The organism is Kitasatospora gansuensis (assembly GCF_014203705.1).
In the GTDB taxonomy this organism is placed as follows: domain Bacteria; phylum Actinomycetota; class Actinomycetes; order Streptomycetales; family Streptomycetaceae; genus Kitasatospora; species Kitasatospora gansuensis.
This window is the reverse complement of record NZ_JACHJR010000001.1, coordinates 2,124,499-2,142,797: the sequence shown is the minus strand read 5'-3', so window position 1 is coordinate 2,142,797 and position 18,299 is coordinate 2,124,499. Positions and strand designations below refer to the sequence as shown.

Below are 18,299 nucleotides of genomic sequence, written 5' to 3'. Positions count from 1 at the left end.
CGAGCCGCCGGGGCAAGCCGCCGACGGTGAGGCGATGTGCCCAGGCCACCGTCGGAGGGGTAGGGTCATGGGTGGTCGGGGACATCCCATTTCCACCCCGTCGGCACAGTCCGGCGCACCTAACGAGGAGATCGGTTCGTGACGATCCGGGTAGGCATCAACGGATTCGGCCGCATTGGCCGCAACTTCTTCCGTGCGGTTAAGTCCCAGGGCGCGGACATCGAGATCGTCGGTGTCAACGACCTGACCGACACCAAGACCCTGGCTCACCTGCTCAAGTACGACTCCATCCTGGGCACCCTCCAGGGCGAGGTCAGCCACACCGCCGACAGCATCACCGTCGACGGCCACACCTTCAAGGTGATCGCCGAGCGCGACCCGGCCAACCTGCCCTGGGGCGAGCTGGGCGTGGACATCGTGATCGAGTCCACCGGCATCTTCACCAAGGCCGACGCTGCGAAGAAGCACGTCACCGCCGGTGCCAAGAAGGTCATCATCTCGGCCCCCGCGACCGACGAAGACGTCACCATCGTGATGGGCGTCAACGACGAGAAGTACGACGCGGCGAACCACACCGTCATCTCCAACGCCTCCTGCACCACCAACTGCGTGGCGCCGATGGCCAAGGTTCTCCAGGAGAACTTCGGCATCGTCAAGGGCCTGATGACGACGGTGCACGCGTTCACCAACGACCAGGTCACCCTGGACTTCCCGCACAAGGACCTGCGTCGCGCCCGCGCCGCGTCCATCAACATCATCCCGACCTCGACCGGTGCCGCCAAGGCCACCGCGCTGGTCCTGCCGGAGCTCAAGGGCAAGCTGGACGGCACCTCGCTGCGCGTCCCGGTCCCGACCGGTTCGATCACCGACCTGGTCGTCACCCTCGAGCGCGAGGTCACCGTCGAGGAGGTCAACGCCGCCTTCCAGAAGGCGTCCGAGGGCTCCCTCAAGGGCATCCTGCAGTACACCGAGGACCCGATCGTCTCCTCCGACATCGTGAACTCGCCGTTCTCCACGATCTTCGACTCGCTGATGACCATGGTTCAGGGCAACCAGGTCAAGATCTTCGGCTGGTACGACAACGAGTGGGGCTACTCCAACCGCCTGGTGAACCTGACCACCCTCGTCGGTGGCCAGCTCTGAACCCAGCGGAAGCTGACGTGATGTGAGGGAGGGCCCGGACGACGACCGTTCGGGCCCTCGCTCTGCGTTCCCTCTCGCTTCATCGGTGGCCCGCCGCCGTGCCTCCGCCACTCTTTCTCCCCAGGAGATTCGAAGACCGTGAAGACCATCGAAGACCTCCAGGTCAACGGCCAGCGGGTGTTCGTCCGCGCCGACCTGAACGTGCCGCTCTCGGACGGCCGGATCACCGACGACGGCCGGATCCGCGCCGTCGCGCCGACCATCGCCAAGCTGGTCGCGGCCGGCGCCAAGGTGATCGTCGCCTCCCACCTGGGCCGCCCCAAGGGTGAGCCCGACCCGCAGTACTCGCTCGCCCCCGTCGCGGCCCGCCTCGGCGAGATCCTCGGCCGGTCCGTGTCCTTCGCGACCGACACCGTGGGCGAGAGCGCGAAGGCCACCGTCGCCGCCCTGGCGAACGGCGAGGTCACGCTGCTGGAGAACCTGCGCTTCAACGCCGGCGAGACCGCCAAGGACGACGCCGAGCGCGGCGCCTTCGCCGATCAGCTGGCCGAGCTGGCCGACCTCTACGTCGGCGACGGCTTCGGTGCGGTGCACCGCAAGCACGCCTCGGTCTTCGACCTCCCGGCCCGGCTGCCGCACGCGGTCGGCGACCTGATCGCCACCGAGGTCGGCGTGCTCAAGCGCCTGACCGAGGAGGTGGAGCGCCCGTACGTGGTGGTGCTCGGCGGCTCCAAGGTCTCCGACAAGGTCGGCGTGATCGACAACCTGCTGGGCAAGGCCGACCGCATCCTGATCGGCGGCGGCATGGCGTACACCTTCCTCGCGGCCCTGGGCCACGAGGTCGGCATCTCGCTGCTGCAGAAGGACCAGATCCCGGTCGTCCTGGAGTACCTGGAGCGCGGCAAGGCCAACGGCGTCGAGTTCGTCATCCCGGTCGACGTCGCGATCTCCGCGAGCTTCCCGGACACCAAGACGCACAAGCCGGTCGAGGACTTCGAGGTCGTCGACGCGGACAAGATCCCCGCGGACAAGGAGGGCCTGGACATCGGCCCGAAGACCCGGGAGCTGTTCGCCTCGAAGCTGGCCGACGCGAAGACCGTGTTCTGGAACGGCCCGGTCGGCGTCTTCGAGCACCCGACCTTCGCCGAGGGCACCAAGGCCGTCGCGCAGGCGCTGCTCGACAGCGACGCGTTCACCGTGGTCGGTGGCGGCGACTCCGCCGCGGCCGTCCGCATCCTGGGCTTCGACGAGAAGAAGTTCGGGCACATCTCGACCGGCGGTGGCGCGAGCCTCGAGTACCTGGAGGGCAAGACCCTTCCCGGTCTCGCCGCCCTGGAAGGCTGAGCACATGACCGAGCGTCTCCCGCTGATGGCGGGCAACTGGAAGATGAACCTCAACCACCTTGAGGCCATCCAGCACACCCAGAAGCTGGCCTTCGCGCTGGCCGACAAGGACTACGAGGCCGTCGAGGTCGCCGTCCTGGTCCCGTTCACCGACCTGCGCTCCGTGCAGACCCTGGTGGACGGCGACAAGCTGAAGATCAAGTACGGCGCCCAGGACCTCTCGGCGCAGGACTCCGGTGCCTACACCGGTGAGATCTCGGGCCCGATGCTCGCCAAGCTGAAGTGCACCTTCGTGGCGATCGGCCACTCGGAGCGCCGCCAGTACCACGGCGAGAACGAGGAGATCGTCAACGCCAAGGTGAAGGCCGCCTACCGCAACGGGATCACCCCGATCCTGTGCATCGGCGAGCCGCTCGAGGTCCGCAAGGCGGGCACCCACGTCGAGCACACCCTGGCCCAGCTCGACGGCGCGCTTCTCGAGGTGTCGGCGGAGCAGGCCGAGAGCATCGTGGTCGCGTACGAGCCGGTCTGGGCGATCGGCACCGGCGAGGTGGCCACCCCCGAGGACGCGCAGGAGGTCTGCGCCGCGATCCGGGTCCGCCTCGGCGAGCTGTACTCGGCCGAGCTGGCCGACAAGGTCCGTGTCCTGTACGGCGGTTCGGTCAAGTCCTCGAGCGCGGCCGGCCTGATGGCCAAGCCGGACGTGGACGGTGCGCTGATCGGTGGTGCCTCGCTGGACGCCGACGAGTTCGTCAAGATCGTGCGTTACCGCGAGCAGGCAGTAGGCTAACGCCGCACCGGCAACGTAGTCTTTGGGGCCGGACCGCTTGGAGCGGCCCGGCCCCTTCGCCGAAGATACGAGAGATTGGTCCCGCTGTGGTTCTCGGGTTCACGATTGCCCTGATCGTCTTCAGCCTGCTGATGATCCTCCTGGTGCTGCTGCACAAGGGGAAGGGCGGCGGTCTCTCCGACATGTTCGGTGGCGGCGCGATGTCCACCGGCGGCGGCTCGGCCGTGGCCGAGCGCAACCTCGACCGCATCACGATCATCGTCGCGCTCGGCTGGTTCGCCTGCATCGTGGTGCTCGGTCTGGTGCTCAAGTACAAGAGCTGAGCCCCGGCCCACAGGTCAAGCTTTCGCACACATCTGACGCTCCGTCGTTTCGCCGCTTATGCTCGGAACGGTGAAGTGCCAGAGGTGGTGCGGACAGATCCTTAACCGCTGCTTACACTAGGACGACTTCGCCACCGTCCGCCGGCTCTCGGCCGGGCGGCAGTGGATATCGGCTGCCGTCCTGCCGTCAGACACCGGGCACGGGTGAACGGCCCTCTCCGGGCAGCGGCCGAGATCGCATCGCACCAGCACGCAGGGAGTCAGACCGTGGCAAGTGGCAACGCCATCCGTGGCAGCAGAGTCGGCGCCGGGCCGATGGGTGAGGCGGAGCGCGGCGAGTCCGCCCCCCGAAACCGGATCTCCTTCTGGTGTGCCAACAAGCACGAGACCAAGCCGAGTTTCGCCGCCGAGGCGGTCATCCCGGACACCTGGGACTGCCCCCGCTGCGGCTTCCCGGCCGGCCAGGACGAGCACAACCCGCCCGCCCCCTCGCGCAACGAGCCCTACAAGACCCACCTCGCGTACGTCCGCGAGCGGCGCACCGACGCCGACGGCGAGGCGATCCTCGCCGAGGCGCTCGCCAAGCTCCGCGGCGAGATCTGACCGCAAGCCGCTCCGACAGGGCGTCACCGCGTGCCGGTGGCGCCCTGTGCCGCGCCCTCGACGGCCGCGATCAGGGATCGCAGGGTCCCGGCTCGGTCGGGATCGCTCTCCCGGAGGAGCGCCTCCGCCTGCCTCACACAGTCCAGTGCCGAGGTGTCGTCCCCCAGCTCGGCGAAGGCCCGGCCGAGCAGTTCGACGGTGACACCCTCCTGGTAGGCCTCGCCCAGTTCGCGGCTGAGAGCGACACTGGCCTGCAGCGGTGCGACCGCCGCGGTGAACTCCCGTAGCTTCAGCAGGATCCGGCCCAGTCCACGGAGCGCCATACGCTCTGCCTGGTCGCCCCGCCCCGCCGTCACCCGGCAGGCTTCCCGGCAGAGTTGCCGGGCCAGGCCGGGATCCGTATCGACCGCGAGCTGACTCGCGTTGACGAGGGCCACGACCGTGCCGTCGTTCACCGCAGTGGGGCCGAGGCGCAGGGCCTCCCGGAGATGCAGCCTGCCCGACTCGGTGCGGCCAAGTCGGAGTTGAACGGCGCTCAGCGCCACCAGCACGGAGACCTGGTGCTCCTGGTTGGCCCGCTCCCGGTCAAGGGCCAGCGACCTGTGCAGGGCCGCCTCGGCTTCAGCGCACTGCCCGTTCTCGGCCAGTGCGAAGCCGAGCCGGTAGTGGGCCTCGCTGGTGAACCTCGGATCGTCCAGTCGGCAGGCGGTCTCGACGGCCAGTTCGCTGATGGTCACCAGTTCGGTCAGTCGACGATGGCGGAGCAGCACGTCATGGACGGCCGACAGCATCAGCAGCGCATCCGAGTACCGGGCCTCCTGCGCCGCCGACCGCGCGACGGCGAGCAGGTTCCGCTCCTCCTGGTCCTGCCAGCGGATGACAGCCTGGGAGCGGTGGTCACCGCTCCGGAAGGTGTCCAGCATGTAGGCCTTGAAGTGCTCCAGCAGTCGGTGGAAGGCGGCCCTGTCGCTCGGGAGCTCGGCGGCGTACAGGCGGACCAGGTCGTGCATCCGGTAGCGCTTCTGCTCGATGACCACCAGGTGCGCACGTGCCAACAAGCGGAGCAGGCGGGCCGTTTCGCGTTCCGGGCAGTCGGCGAGGGCGGCTGCGGCGGGGAGGCCGATGTCCGGACCGGGGTTCTGCCCGAGGAGGGCGAACAGGCGCGCTTCCGGCGCGGACAGGTGCCGGTAGGAGAGGTCGAAGGCGGCGCGGATGGCGAGGTCGGGGCCGTAGTCGAGTTCGGTGAGGCGTTCCTGGGCGTCGGTCAGGTCGGCGATCAGTTCGGCGGGGGAGCGTTCGGTGAGCAGGGCGGCGGCGATCCGCAGGGCGAGTGGGAGGTGGCCGCAGAGGTCTGCCAGGGCAGAGTGGTGTTCGGAGGGGCCGGCCAGTTCGGTGAGCAGGGCGACCGACTCGGGGAGGACGTCGACCGGGAGGTGGCGGGGTGTCAGGACGCGGTCGGTGAGTAGGTGGCGGCTGGTCGCCAGCACCAGGTGGCGGGGGTCACCAGGGAGCAGAGCACTGACCTGATCGGGGGTAGCGGCGTTGTCAGGGATGATCAGCGCCGGGCCGGGGAGCGCGGCCAGCAGGGAACGGTAGCGCTGTTGTTTGGCGGCGAATCCGGTGAGCGGGTGCTCCTGGCCGAGGGCGGCCAGCAAGGCGTCCAGGGCCTGTTCCGGCGACAGTCGAGCGTTGTCGTAGCCGTGCAGGTCGACGAAGAGCACCCCGCCCGGGAAGCGGTCGGCCATCCGGTGCGCGGCCTCGACGGCCAAGGCGGTCTTGCCGATGCCGCCGAGCCCGGCGAGCAGCACGACCCCCTCGGCGGCCATGACCTCGCGGAGCAGGTCCGTCCGGCCGACGAAGAGCGAGCGCGGGGGCAGGCCCCAGGGGCGTACGTGGCGGCGGGGGTTGACCAGGTTGACGGTGTCGGCCTGGATCACCGATTCGAACTCGCCGCCGTTGATGGTGTTGCCCACAGAGGAGTTCTACCAAACGGGCCCGGCTCCTTGGGGCGGAACGGGCTCAGGGCCCGTACAGGTGGGCCCGGAGCTCGGCGGCCTCGGCGGTGGCGTCGGCCCGTTCGAAGGCGGCCAGCGCTTCTTCGGGGCGCTCCAGTAGGAGCAGCACCTGGCCCTGGTGGAAGGCGTCGTCGAACTCCAGGCTGAGCGTCAGGCACTCCTCCAGGGTGGCCCGGGACTCGTCGAAGCGCTCCAGCCAGCCCAGCACGAGGGCGATGTGGAAGAGCACGACCCGCCGGTAGCCATCGGAGTAGTCCTGGCTTCGGCCGTACTCCATGCGGAGCACCTCAAGCCCGAGCTCGTTCGCCGCTCGCTGCTCCTCGGGTGTCCTGGCCGCCGCCAATGCCTCCTTGTACGGGATGAAGGTGGGAGCTGCCGTGTCCGTTGGGATTCCCAACGCCTCGCTGACAGCATTGAAGAGTTGCTCGGCTGCAGGGTTCAGCCGCCGGTGCAGCAGGCCTTCTTGTACCACCGTGTGTGCGAGGTACGCGGCGTCCAGGTGACGGCCCGTCGCCAGCGCGGCCTCGGCGACGGCCAGCAGGTTCGGGTGCTCGGCGCCGGTCGTCCTGAGCTCTCGGTAGTGGTCGATCAGCCGGTCCAGTCCGCCTTCCTCGCAAGGGAGTTCGGCGGCGTACAGCCGGACCAGGTCGTGCAGTTGGTAGCGCTTGTGCTCGGTGGTGACCAGGTGGGCGCGGGTTAGGGTGCGCAGCAGGCGGGTCGTTTCGCGTTCTGGGAGGTCGGCGAGGGCGGCTGCGGCGGGGAGGCCGATGTCCGGGCCGGGGTTGCGGCCGAGCAGGGCGAACAGGCGAGCCTCGGGATCGGTGAGCTGGCGGTGGGAGAGGTCGAAGGTGGCGCGGACGGCGAGGTCCGGGCCGTAGTCGAGTTCGGTGAGGCGTTCCTGGGTATTCGTCAGGTCATCGACCAGCTCCTCGGGGGAGCGCTCGGTGAGGAGTGCGCCGGCGATTCGCAGGGCCAGCGGCAGGTGGCCACAGAGCTCGGCCAGCGCCGGGTGGCGGTCCGAAGGCCCGGCCAACTCGGTGAGCAGGGCGACCGACTCGGGCAGAACGTCGACGGGGAAGTGACGGGGCGTCAGGGTGCGGTCGGTGAGCAGGTGACGACTGGTGATGAGCAGCCGGTGGCGGGGGTCGTTCGGCAGTAGTGGGGTGACCTGGTCGGGGGTGGCCGCGTTGTCGGCGACGATCAGGGCCGGTTCGCGGGTGGCCAGCAAGGAGCGGTAGAGCTGCTGTTTGGCACCAAGGCCAGGGGGAGCAGGCAGGTCGGTGAGGGCGGGGAGCAGGGTGTCCAGCGCCTGTTCCGGGGTGAGCCGGGCGTTGTCGTAGCCGTGTAGGTCGACGAAGAGGGTGCCGCCGGGGAATTGCTCGCGCAGCCGGTACGCAGCCTCCACGGCGAGGGCGGTCTTGCCGATGCCGCCCAGACCGGCGAGCAGACAGGTGCCAGAGGCGGCGGTGATCTCGGCCAGCAGTTCGGAGCGCCCGACGAAGAGGGAGCGTGCCGGCAGGCCCGAAGGGGTGGGGTGGCGGCGGGAGTTGACCAGGTTGACGGTGTGACCCTGGATCACCGTCTCGAACTCGCCGCCGTTGATGCTGTTCCCCATACCGGGAGTTCTACCAAAAGGGCCCGGCCCCGCGAGGCGGAACCGGGCCCTTCCTGGCGCTGCCTCAGGCGGAGGCGGGCGGGTAGAGCTGGGGCGGGATCTTCGCGGCGGCCGCGCGGTCGAGCAGCCAGAGCGTGCGGGCGGTGCCGTATGCGCCGGAGGCGGGGGCCTGGATCTCGCCGGGGCCGGTGAGGGCAAGGGCGACCGCGTCGGCCTTGTCCTCGCCGGCGGCCAGCAGCCAGACCTCGCGGGCCGCCCGGATGGCCGGGAGGGTGAGCGAGATCCGGGTGGGCGGGGGCTTGGGGGCGCCCCGGACGCCGACCACGGTCAGCTCGGTCTCCCGGACGCCGGGGTGGCCGGGGAAGAGCGAGGCGACGTGGGTGTCCGGGCCGACGCCGAGCAGCAGGACGTCGAAGGCGGGCACCGGGCCGCGTTCGGCGGCCTTGGCGAGCTCCTCGGCGTAGCGGGCCGCGGCGGCCTCCACGTCCGAGCCGTCCACCCCGTCGGAGGCGGGCATCTCGTGCACCCGGGCCGGGTCGAGCGGGACGGCGTCGAGCAGTTCGGCCCTGGCCTGGACCGCGTTGCGGTCCGGGTCGTCGGCGGCGACGAAGCGCTCGTCGCCCCACCAGAGGTCGAGCCGCGCCCAGTCCACCGCGTCGCGGGCCGGGGAGGCGGCGATCGCGGCGAGCAGGGCGTTGCCGTTCCGACCGCCCGTCAGCACCACCGAGGCGGTGCCGCGGGCGGCCTGGGCGTCCACGATCCGGGTGATCAGCCGGGCTGCGGCGGCCTGCGCCATCAGCTCCTTGTCCCGGTGGACGACGAGCTGCGGGACGGCGGTCACGAGCCCGCCTTCTTGGTGGCGCGCTTGGCCGGAGCCTTCTTCGCCACCGCCTTCTTGGCCGGTGCGGCCTTCTTCGCAGCGGCGGCGCCGGTGGCAGCGCCGGTGGCCGACACCTTCGCGGTGACCCGGGCCGGTGCGGCCACGGCCGCCTCGACCACCACGGGGGCGGTCTCCGAGGCAGGCTCCTTGAGCCGCTCCACCGGGGTCCGGACGGCAGCCGCGTAGATGTCGTCCGGGTCGAGCCGGCGCAGCTCCTCGGCGATCAGCTCCGAGGTCTCCCGCCGCTTGAGCGCGACCTGACGGTCCGGCGCACCGGGCATCGAGAGGGTGCCCATCAGCCCGTCCGGGCGGTCCAGGACGATGTCGCCGTCCTTGGTCCGCAGGGTGACCGAGGTGATGCCGGGGCCGCCGGTGACGACCCGTTCGACCGGGATGTGCAGACGGGTCGTCAGCCAGAGGCCGAGCAGCTCGACGCTCGGGTTGTACGACTCGCCCTCGACCACGGCCGAGGTGATCTTGACCGGACGCTGGTCCAGGGCAGCCGCCAGCATCGAGCGCCAGCCGGTGATCCTGGTCCAGGCGAGGTCGGTGTCGCCGGGGGTGTAGCTGGCCGCCCGCTGGGCGAGCTGGCCGACCGGGGACTCGGCGGTGACCGCGTCGGTGATCCGGCGCTGGGCGATCGCGCCGAGCGGGTCCTGCGCCGGGTGCTGCGGGGCGTTCTCCGGCCACCAGACCACCACGGGGGCGTCGGGCAGCAGCAGCGGCAGCACCACCGACTGGGCGTGGGCGACGAGTTCACCGTGCATCCGGAGGATGACGGTCTCGCCCGAGCCCGCGTCGGAGCCGGCCAGGATCTCGGCGTCGAGCTTGGTCTCGGCCCGGGCCCGGGGTGAGCGCCCGGCCCGCTTGATGACCGCCAGGGTGCGCGAGGGGTGCTCGCGGGAGGCGTCGTTGGCGGCCTTGAGGGCGTCGTACGCGCTGCCCTCGTCGGTCACGATCACCAGGGTGAGCACCATGCCGGCGGCGGTCGAGCCGCTGGCCCGGCGGGCGTCCATCAGCGCGGAGTTGATCTTGCTGGACGTGGTGTCGGTCAGGTCGATCTTCATGGGCGACGCCAGCTCCTGCCGTCTCGTGCGAGCATCTCGTCGGCCTCGGCCGGACCCCAGGTGCCGGAGGAGTACTGGGCGGGCTTGCCGTGGGTGTCCCAGTACTGCTCGATCGGGTCGAGGATGTCCCAGGACAGCTCGACCTCCTGGTGACGGGGGAACAGGTTGGCGTCGCCGAGCAGCACATCGAGGATGAGCCGCTCGTACGCCTCGGGGCTGGACTCGGTGAAGGACTCGCCGTAGGCGAAGTCCATCGTGACGTCCCGGACCTCGAAGGAGGTGCCGGGCACCTTGGAGCCGAACCGCACCGTGACGCCCTCGTCCGGCTGCACCCGGATCACCAGGGCGTTCTGCCCCAGCTCCTCGGTGGCGTAGGAGTCGAACGGCAGGTACGGGGCGCGCTGGAAGACCACCGCGATCTCGGTGACCCGGCGGCCCAGCCGCTTGCCGGTGCGCAGGTAGAACGGCACACCCGCCCAGCGGCGGTTGTTGATCTCCAGCTTGATGGCCGCGTAGGTGTCGGTCTTGGAGTTGGGGTCGATGCCGTCCTCGTCCAGGTACCCGACCACCTCCTCGCCGCCCTGCCAGCCGGCCGCGTACTGGCCGCGCACGGTGTGCTTGCCCAGGTCCTCGGGGAGCTGGACGGCGCTGAGCACCTTGAGCTTCTCGGCCACCAGCGCCTTGGGGTGGAACGAGGCGGGCTCCTCGATGGCGGTCAGCGCCATCAGCTGGAGCAGGTGGTTCTGGATCACGTCACGGGCGGAGCCGATGCCGTCGTAGTACCCGGCCCGGCCGCCGATGCCGATGTCCTCGGCCATGGTGATCTGCACGTGGTCGACATAGGACCGGTTCCAGATCGGCTCGAACATGGTGTTGGCGAAGCGGAGCGCCAGGATGTTCTGGACGGTCTCCTTGCCGAGGTAGTGGTCGATCCGGAAGACCTCGTCACGGGGGAAGACCTCGTGCACGATCCGGTTCAACTCCTGGGCGCTCTCCAGGTTGTGACCGAACGGCTTCTCGATCACCGCGCGCCGCCAGGAGCCCTGCGGCGGGTCGGCCAGGCCGTGCTTCTTGAGCTGCTGGACGACGTTGGGGAAGAACTTCGGCGGCACCGAGAGGTAGAAGGCGAAGTTGCCGCCGGTGCCCTGGGCCTGGTCGAGTTCCTCGATGGTCTTGCGCAGGGTGTCGAAGGCGTCGTCGTCGTCGAAGGTGCCCTGGACGAACCGCATGCCCTTGGCCAGCTGCTGCCAGACCTCCTCGCGGAAGGGGGTGCGGGCGTGCTGCTTGACCGCGTCGTGGACCTCCTTGGCGAAGTCCTCGTCCTCCCACTCGCGGCGGGCGAAGCCGACCAGCGAGAAGCCCGGCGGCAGCAGGCCCCGGTTCGCCAGGTCGTAGATGGCGGGCATCAGCTTCTTGCGGGACAGGTCGCCGGTGACCCCGAAGATGACCAGGCCCGACGGCCCCGCGATGCGCGGGAGCCGTCGGTCTGCGGGGTCACGTAGCGGATTGGAGGGGATGAGCGGGGGATCGCCCTGCTCGACCTCCGGGTATTCGTTGCTCACTGTTGGGGCTCCGCTTCCGTGGACGTGCTTGTGAGCAGGTGTCAGTTCTCGTCGGCGAAGGAAGCCAGCGAGGCGGTGACGGTGTCGAGCAGCTCGATCCAGGACTGCTCGAACTTCTCCACGCCCTCGTCCTCCAGTACCTGGACCACGTCGTCGTAGTCCACGCCGGCCGCCGCGATGGCGTCCATCACGGCCTGCGCGTCGGCGTAGTTGGGGGTGATGGTGTCACCGGTGACCACACCGTGGTCGCCGGTGGCGTCCAGGGTGCCCTCGGGCATGGTGTTCACGGTGCCGGGGGCGACCAGCTCGGTGACGTACAGGGTGTCCGGGAGGTTCGGGTCCTTGACACCGGTGGAGGCCCAGAGCGGACGCTGCGGCTTGGCACCGGCGGCCTCCAGCGCCTTCCAGCGGTCGGAGGGCTTGGTCGATCGGTCGGCAGAGCCGAACACCTCCTCGTACGCCTGGTACGCCAGCCGGGCGTTGGCCAGCGCGGCCTTGGAGCGGAGGTTCTTCGCGTCCCCGCCGATCTTGTCCAGGCGCTTGTCGATCTCGGTGTCCACCCGGGACACGAAGAACGAGGCGACCGACTCGATCTGGGACAGGTCCAGGCCGCCGGCCTTGGCGGTCTCGAGACCCGTCAGGTAGGCGTCCATCACCGCGCGGTAGCGCTCCAGCGAGAAGATCAGCGTGACGTTGACGCTGATCCCCTTGCCGAGCACCTCGGCGATGGCGGGCAGGCCGGCCTTGGTGGCGGGGATCTTGATGAGCACGTTCGGGCGGTCCACCAGCCACCACAGCTGCTTGGCCTCGGCGATGGTCGCCGCGGTCTGGTGCGCCAGGCGCGGGTCGACCTCGATCGACACCCGGCCGTCGCGGCCGTTGCTGGCGTCGTAGACCGGGCGCAGCACGTCGGCCGCGTCCCGCACGTCCGAGGTGGTGATCATGCGGATCGCCTCGTCGGTGGTGACCTTGCGGACCGCCAGGTCGCGCAGCTGGCTCTCGTACGCGGCGCTGCCGCCGCCGATCGCCTTCTGGAAGATGGTCGGGTTGGTGGTGACACCGACCACGTGCTTGCTCTGCACCAGCTCGGCCAGGTTCCCGGAGTTCAGCCGGTCCCGGCTCAGGTCGTCCAGCCAGATCGCCACGCCCTCGTCGCTGAGGCGCTTCAGTGCGTCAGTCATGGTGCTACTTCCTCTTTTTCGGTTGGACAGTCAGACGGGGCCGGGCGCCCGGAGGCACCCGACCCCCCGGGGGACGACTAGCGCGAGATGGCCTCGACGGTGCGCAGCGAGGCGCGGGCGGCGTTGGCCACCGCGTCGGCGGTCAGGCCGAACTCGCGGAAGAGGACCTTGTAGTCGGCCGAAGCACCGAAGTGCTCCAGGCTGATGATCCGACCGGCGTCGCCGACCAGCTCGCGCCAGCCCTGGGCGATACCGGCCTCGACCGAGACCCGGGCCCGGACGTTCGGCGGCAGCACGCTGTCCCGGTACGCCTGGTCCTGCTCGTTGAACCACTCGATGGACGGCATCGACACGACGCGGGTCGGGATGCCGTCGGCCTCCAGCTCCTCGCGCGCGGTGACCGCGAGCTGCACCTCGGAGCCGGTGGCGATCAGGATCACCTTCGGCGCCGCGTCGCTCGCCTCGGCCAGCACGTAGCCGCCCTTGGCGGTGCCCTCGGCGGAGCCGAAGACCTCGCGGTCCCAGGTCGGCACGTTCTGCCGGGTGAGCGCCAGGCCGACCGGGCCCGGGTGGCTGGTCTGCCGCTCCAGGATGGTGTGCCAGGCGACCGCGGTCTCGTTGGCGTCGGCCGGGCGGACCATGGCCAGGCCCGGGATGGCGCGCAGCGAGGCCAGGTGCTCGACCGGCTGGTGGGTCGGGCCGTCCTCGCCGAGACCGATCGAGTCGTGCGTCCACACGTAGGTGACCGGGATCTTCATCAGCGCGGCCAGCCGGACCGCCGGGCGCATGTAGTCGGCGAAGACCAGGAAGGTGCCGCCGAACACGCGGGTCTTCCCGTGCAGCGCGATGCCGTTCATGGTCGAGCCCATGGCGTGCTCGCGGATGCCGAAGTGGATGGTCCGCCCGTACGGGTTGGCCGACTTCAGCGGGTTGCCCTCGGGCAGGAAGGAGCTGTCCTCGTCGATCGTGGTGAGGTTGGACTCCGCGAGGTCGGCCGAGCCGCCCCACAGCTCCGGGATCACCGCGCCGAGCGCCTTGAGGGTGTCGCCGGACGCCTTGCGGGTGGCGACCTCCTTGCCGGCCGGGAAGACCGGGACGGCCTTCTCCCAGCCGTCGGGCAGCTCACCGGCGGAGATCCGGTCGAACTCGGCGGCCCGCTCCGGGTTGGCCTCGCGCCAGGCGTGGAAGCCCTTCTCCCACTCGTGCCGGACGGCCTTGCCGCGCTGCACGACCTCGCGGGCGTGGTTGATCACCGCGTCGGTGACCTCGAAGGTCTTCTGCGGGTCGAAGCCCAGCACCTTCTTGGTGGCCGCGATCTCGGCGTCGCCGAGCGCCGAGCCGTGCGCCTTCGCGGTGTTCTGCGCGTCGGGGGCGGGCCAGGCGATGATCGTGCGCATCGCGATGATGGACGGGCGCGAGGTCTCGGCCTTGGCCGCGTCCAGCGCGTTGGCCAGCGCCAGCACGTCGATGTCGCCGTCCGACTTCGGGGTGACGCGCTGGACGTGCCAGCCGTACGCCTCGTACCGGGCCAGCACGTCCTCGGAGAAGGCGGTGTGGGTGTCGCCCTCGATCGAGATGTGGTTGTCGTCGTACAGCGCGACCAGGTTGCCCAGCTTCTGGTGCCCGGCCAGCGAGGACGCCTCGGCGGAGATGCCCTCCTCCAGGTCGCCGTCGCTGACGATGGACCAGATGGTGTGGTCGAACGGGGAGGTGCCCGGGGCGGCCTCCGGGTCGAACAGACCGCGCTCGTAGCGGGCGGCCATCGCCATGCCCACCGCGTTGGCGATGCCCTGGCCGAGCGGCCCGGTGGTGGTCTCGACCCCGGCGGTGTGGCCGTGCTCCGGGTGACCCGGGGTGCGACTGCCCGCGACCCGGAACGCCTTCAGATCGTCCAGCGACAGTCCGTAACCGGACAGGTAGAGCTGGGTGTAGAGCGTCAGCGAGGTGTGCCCGGGGGAGAGCACGAAGCGGTCCCGGCCCGCCCAGGCCGGGTCGGTGGGGTCGTGGCGCAGGAAGCGCTGGAAGATCAGGTACGCCGCGGGGGCCAGCGACATGGCCGTCCCCGGGTGTCCGTTGCCGACCTTCTGGACCGCGTCCATGGCCAGGACCCGGGCGGTGTCGACCGTCCGCTGATCCAGCTCGGTCCACTCGAAAACGTTCGGCGTGGTGCTCACCCTGTCTCAGGGCTCCTTCCATATATGAAGAGTGACCCCGTGAGGGACCGGGTCAGCCACGTCGCTGTGGTCCTGACGTCTCGTTGGTTCCGGTCACGGAGGGTTGATCCCGCTTCTCTGTGCGAGCCTACCGCCCGGCCGGGCCTTCACCCTGCGTGGCGGGACAACCAGGACTTTCCGGCTCGGATTCCCGAAGACCGTGTCACCTGCGGCCCCGTCCTACCCTCACCCGGATCGGCCCGCCCGGCGCGTCCACGGACCAAGACGGGGGACGGGGCGGTTTGCGGTGATTCACCCGGCGGTGTGCGGTTCCGCCTCGCCGGAGGACCCCGGGGCCGGTCGCGGTATATGGAGCGTCTAAGGTGGCGTGGTACGCGCATGGCGGACGGATCGGCGCAATCTGGTTCCGAGGACGCCTGTGAAGATTCATCGTGAGTTGGGGTGTCCGTGACCGCCGTTGAATCCCGCCCTGCCGGGGTGGTGGGGACAACTCCCGCGCGCCGGCCGATCGGGGCCCGTGTCGGGGCGTTCGTCGCACTGACCAAGCCTCGGATCATCGAGCTGCTGCTGATCACCACCGTGCCGGTGATGTTCCTGGCGCAGCGCGGTGTCCCCGATCTGCTGCTGGTGCTCTGGGTGGTGATCGGCGGTTACCTCTCGGCCGGCGGCGCCAACGCGCTCAACATGTACATCGACCGCGACATCGACGCGGTGATGTCCAGGACCGAGCGCCGCCCGCTGGTGACCGGCATGGTCTCGCCGCCCGAGGCACTGATCTTCGGCATCGCGCTGGCGATCGCCTCGACGGTCTGGCTCTGGCTGCTGGTCAACCCGCTGGCCGCCGGGCTCGCGCTGACCGCACTGCTCTTCTATGTCTTCGTCTACACGCTGGGCCTTAAGCGGCGGACCGCGCAGAACATCGTCTGGGGCGGCATCGCCGGCTGCATGCCGGTCTTCGTCGGCTGGGCCGCGGTGACCAACTCGGTCTCCTGGTCCGCCCTGGTGCTGTTCCTGGTGATCTTCTTCTGGACGCCGCCGCACTACTGGCCGCTCTCCATGAAGGTGCGTGACGACTACGCCCGGGCCGGCGTCCCGATGCTGCCGGTGCTCAAGGGCAACCTCGCGGTGGCCCGGCAGATCGTGGCGTACTCCTGGGTGATGGTGCTGGTCTCGCTGGCGCTCTGGCCGCTGGCCCACACCAGCTGGCTGTACCCGGTCTCGGCGGTGCTGCTCGGTGCCCTCTGGCTCAAGGAGGCGCACGGCCTGCACGCCCGCGCCAAGGCCGGGCTGGTCGGGGCCAAGCTCAAGGAGATGCGACTGTTCCACTGGTCGATCACCTACCTGACCCTGCTCTTCGTGGTCATCGCGGTGGACCCGTTCATCCCCTGACATCCCTGACGCAACGTCGGAGAAGGGCCCCTGCCTCGTCGAGGCAGGGGCCCTTTCTCATCGGCCGGGCAGTTCGCTCGGGCCGACGTGCTGGTCCAGCCAGGCCCGCAGCGGCTGTGAGGCGCGCAGGAAGCCGACAACCCGGTCCAGCGCCTTCGCGGTGCCCAGCCAGGCGGCCGGCTCCCACTCCTGCCAGGCCACCAGGCCCTTGTTGCGCAGCAGTTCGATCCGCGGGTGGTCCTTGGCGAAGCCGCGCGGGGCGGTCTTCAGCGCGTCCCGGCCGTGCACCCGGGGCCCGGCGGCCTCGACCGCGGCGATCACCCGCTCCAGCTCGGCGCCGCTGAGGTCCTCGGCCACCGCGGCGCGGTAGCGGGCGAGTTGGTCGGTGGCCAGCTGGTACATGCCGTTGCCGCAGGCCAGTCCGTCGGCGGAGAGCTGGATGTAGCCGCCGCCCTCCAGGTAGCCGCCGACGTGCGTCTTGTACGGCGACTTGTCGGCGCTGAACCGGACGTCCCGGTTCGGCCGGAAGATCTTGCCGGGGCCGAACTCCGGCTCCAGGGCGGTCAGCAGGGCCTCCATCGGGGCCCGGACGTCCTGCTCGTAGCGTTGCTTGTGGGCTTGCCAGAAGACCCGGGAGTTGTCGGTCTCCAGCTGCTCGTAGAACTCAAGGGCCTCGGCGGGCCAGCCTTCGAAGGTCACACCTCCAGCCTATGTGGCCTGCTGCACACGCCGCTCCCGTCGCCAGTACGACTACTCATCGGTAGCATGCGGGACATGAGCAGCGCAGACACCGCCACCACCGCCGCGCCGGACGCCCGCGCCGAGCGCCGCGCCAAGCGCATCGCCAAGCACATCGAGAGCTTCGCCAAGCAGCACGGCGGCAGCGCCGAGGGCGTCGTCGAGTACGTCGGTGGCATGGCCACCCGGATCGTGCTGGTCGGCGCGGACGGCTCCTGGGGCGACCAGGTCGCCCCGAGCTACGCCGTCGGCAAGCGCGCGGCCGAGCTGGCCGGGCTCAAGCTGCACGAGGACTTCGAGGGCGAGCTGGCGCTCAAGGTGCGCACCAGCTCGTACGAGTGGAAGCGGATGGCCGGTATCCAGCTCGGCGGCTGACGACCCGACACGAGAAGGCCCGGACCCGAGCGACGGGTCCGGGCCTTCGACGTGCGGTCAGGCGTGCTGCAGCTCCTGGGCCGGGACGGCCGGTGCGGGCAGCTCGGCCCGGGTGCGCAGGGCCAGCGGGACGCGCAGGGCGGCGATCCAGACCAGGGCGGCGCCGAGCATGTGCAGGCCGACCAGGATCTCGGGCGCGTCCGTGAAGTACTGGACGAAGCCGATCAGGCCCTGCGCCAGCAGCACGATCAGCAGCTCCTTGGCCCGGGCCTTCGCGGCCGCCGGGGCCTTGACCGCCGCGAGGACGAAGACCGTCGCGATCGCCAGGCCGAAGGCCAGGAACGCCAGGTCGGTGTGCAGCTGGGCGAGCCGGTCGTAGTCGATCGGGATCCGGTAGACCGGCTTGCCGTCCGAGCTGGAGGCGCCCGGGTGGTGGCCCGCACCGGTGACCAGCGTCCCGGCCGCCACCAGCAGACCGATCACCAGCACCAGGACGTTGCCTAGCCGGATCACCGGCCGGCCCACCAGCGGCTCCGGCGCCCCGTCGCCCTCCTTGGCCCGCTCCCAGGTCAGCAGGGCCACCCAGACCAGGGCCATGGCGGCGATCAGGTGCGCGCCGACGATGTACGGGTTGAGGCCGGTCAGCACGGTGATGCCACCGAGCACGGCGTTGCTCATCACCAGCCAGAACTGTGCCCAGCCCAGCTTGGTGATGCTCCGTCGCCAGGGGACGTGACAGCGGGCGGCCAGGGTGACCCAGGCGACCGCCGCGCACAGCACGTACGTGAGCATCCGGTTGGTGAACTCGATGATCCCGTGCAGGCCCATCTCGGTCGTCGGGGTCAGGCTGTCGGCGGTGCAGCGCGGCCAGGTCGAGCAGCCGAGGCCGGAGGCGGTCAGCCGGACGGCGCCGCCGGTGACCACGATGACCACGCTCATCACCAGGGCGGCGAGCGCGGCCCGCCGGACGGTCACGGCGGTCGGCTGCCAGCGGGCGGCGAGGAGGGAGGAGGGGGTATGCACGGGAATCACTGTAATTCGCCTGACAGATGATCAATGCGCACCCCCCTCCGCTGTGTCCCCTGCGGGGGCTGGGGGGC

At 70.3% G+C, this 18,299-nt stretch carries 16 protein-coding genes; 7 read left to right on the top strand and 9 right to left on the bottom strand.

All coding sequences use genetic code 11. From position 1 onward, the window contains the following. Positions 1-138: 138 nt before the first annotated feature. The 5 genes from gap (at position 139) to F4556_RS09425 (ending at position 4,203) form a co-directional block, all read left to right on the top strand. Positions 139-1,143 (top strand): type I glyceraldehyde-3-phosphate dehydrogenase, encoded by a 1,005-nt coding sequence (gene gap, locus F4556_RS09445; protein WP_057240355.1) that lies wholly within the window; start codon positions 139-141, stop codon positions 1,141-1,143. 138 nt (positions 1,144-1,281) lie between these two features. Continuing rightward, positions 1,282-2,487, top strand: a complete 1,206-nt coding sequence (locus F4556_RS09440) for a phosphoglycerate kinase (RefSeq protein WP_184913353.1) — start codon at positions 1,282-1,284, stop codon at positions 2,485-2,487. Positions 2,488-2,491: 4 nt separating this feature from the next. After that, a complete protein-coding gene (tpiA, locus tag F4556_RS09435) occupies positions 2,492-3,277 on the top strand; it encodes a triose-phosphate isomerase (protein WP_184913351.1) in 786 nt (261 codons plus the stop codon). Between the two features lie 86 nt (positions 3,278-3,363). Further along, positions 3,364-3,600: a preprotein translocase subunit SecG gene (gene secG / locus F4556_RS09430; RefSeq protein ID WP_184913349.1), complete on the top strand. Its 237-nt coding sequence runs from the start codon at positions 3,364-3,366 to the stop codon at positions 3,598-3,600. Positions 3,601-3,867: 267 nt separating this feature from the next. Next, positions 3,868-4,203 (top strand): RNA polymerase-binding protein RbpA, encoded by a 336-nt coding sequence (locus F4556_RS09425; protein WP_082598926.1) that lies wholly within the window; start codon positions 3,868-3,870, stop codon positions 4,201-4,203. 23 nt (positions 4,204-4,226) lie between these two features. Here F4556_RS09425 and F4556_RS09420 read toward each other — a convergent pair whose 3' ends face one another. The 7 genes from F4556_RS09420 to tkt form a co-directional block, all read right to left on the bottom strand. Then, positions 4,227-6,176, bottom strand: a complete 1,950-nt coding sequence (locus tag F4556_RS09420) for a hypothetical protein (RefSeq protein WP_184913347.1) — start codon at positions 6,174-6,176, stop codon at positions 4,227-4,229. A 46-nt stretch (positions 6,177-6,222) separates the two neighbouring features. Next, positions 6,223-7,833: a hypothetical protein gene (locus F4556_RS09415; RefSeq protein WP_184913345.1), complete on the bottom strand. Its 1,611-nt coding sequence runs from the start codon at positions 7,831-7,833 to the stop codon at positions 6,223-6,225. A 64-nt stretch (positions 7,834-7,897) separates the two neighbouring features. Next, positions 7,898-8,674 carry a 6-phosphogluconolactonase gene (gene pgl / locus F4556_RS09410; RefSeq protein WP_184913343.1) on the bottom strand — a complete coding sequence of 259 codons (777 nt, stop codon included), beginning with the start codon at positions 8,672-8,674 and terminating at the stop codon, positions 7,898-7,900. Beyond that, positions 8,671-9,780 carry a glucose-6-phosphate dehydrogenase assembly protein OpcA gene (opcA, locus tag F4556_RS09405; protein WP_184913341.1) on the bottom strand — a complete coding sequence of 370 codons (1,110 nt, stop codon included), beginning with the start codon at positions 9,778-9,780 and terminating at the stop codon, positions 8,671-8,673. The genes pgl and opcA overlap by 4 nt, the downstream gene beginning before the upstream one ends. Beyond that, on the bottom strand, positions 9,777-11,297 hold the full coding sequence (gene zwf, locus F4556_RS09400) for a glucose-6-phosphate dehydrogenase (RefSeq protein WP_184924444.1): 1,521 nt from the start codon (positions 11,295-11,297) through the stop codon (positions 9,777-9,779). The genes opcA and zwf overlap by 4 nt, the downstream gene beginning before the upstream one ends. A gap of 86 nt (positions 11,298-11,383) precedes the next feature. Beyond that, positions 11,384-12,523: a transaldolase gene (gene tal, locus F4556_RS09395; RefSeq protein ID WP_184913339.1), complete on the bottom strand. Its 1,140-nt coding sequence runs from the start codon at positions 12,521-12,523 to the stop codon at positions 11,384-11,386. A gap of 77 nt (positions 12,524-12,600) precedes the next feature. After that, positions 12,601-14,697: a transketolase gene (gene tkt / locus F4556_RS09390; protein WP_184913337.1), complete on the bottom strand. Its 2,097-nt coding sequence runs from the start codon at positions 14,695-14,697 to the stop codon at positions 12,601-12,603. A 447-nt stretch (positions 14,698-15,144) separates the two neighbouring features. Here tkt and F4556_RS09385 point away from each other — a divergent pair, with 447 nt between their 5' ends. Further along, on the top strand, positions 15,145-16,086 hold the full coding sequence (locus F4556_RS09385) for a heme o synthase (protein WP_184913335.1): 942 nt from the start codon (positions 15,145-15,147) through the stop codon (positions 16,084-16,086). Between the two features lie 57 nt (positions 16,087-16,143). On the opposite strand, the gene F4556_RS09380 is transcribed toward F4556_RS09385, so the two are convergent. After that, positions 16,144-16,785 carry a DUF2461 domain-containing protein gene (locus tag F4556_RS09380; RefSeq protein ID WP_184913334.1) on the bottom strand — a complete coding sequence of 214 codons (642 nt, stop codon included), beginning with the start codon at positions 16,783-16,785 and terminating at the stop codon, positions 16,144-16,146. Between the two features lie 75 nt (positions 16,786-16,860). On the opposite strand from F4556_RS09380, the gene F4556_RS09375 reads away from it, so the two are divergent. Then, on the top strand, positions 16,861-17,199 hold the full coding sequence (locus F4556_RS09375) for a hypothetical protein (protein ID WP_376775672.1): 339 nt from the start codon (positions 16,861-16,863) through the stop codon (positions 17,197-17,199). Between the two features lie 57 nt (positions 17,200-17,256). Here the strand turns inward: F4556_RS09375 and F4556_RS09370 are convergent, their stop codons facing one another. Then, positions 17,257-18,222 (bottom strand): COX15/CtaA family protein, encoded by a 966-nt coding sequence (locus F4556_RS09370; RefSeq protein ID WP_313068223.1) that lies wholly within the window; start codon positions 18,220-18,222, stop codon positions 17,257-17,259. Between the last annotated feature and the right edge of the window lie 77 nt (positions 18,223-18,299).

Bases quoted from the DNA above. Each gene is read 5' to 3' on its own strand.
- tpiA (WP_184913351.1), top strand. From the start codon at position 2,492: ATGACCGAGCGTCTCCCGCTGATGGCGGGCAACTGGAAGATGAACCTC.
- F4556_RS09415 (WP_184913345.1), bottom strand. From the start codon at position 7,833: ATGGGGAACAGCATCAACGGCGGCGAGTTCGAGACGGTGATCCAGGGT.
- opcA (WP_184913341.1), bottom strand. From the start codon at position 9,780: ATGAAGATCGACCTGACCGACACCACGTCCAGCAAGATCAACTCCGCG.
- tal (WP_184913339.1), bottom strand. From the start codon at position 12,523: ATGACTGACGCACTGAAGCGCCTCAGCGACGAGGGCGTGGCGATCTGG.
- F4556_RS09375 (WP_376775672.1), top strand. From the start codon at position 16,861: ATGAGCAGCGCAGACACCGCCACCACCGCCGCGCCGGACGCCCGCGCC.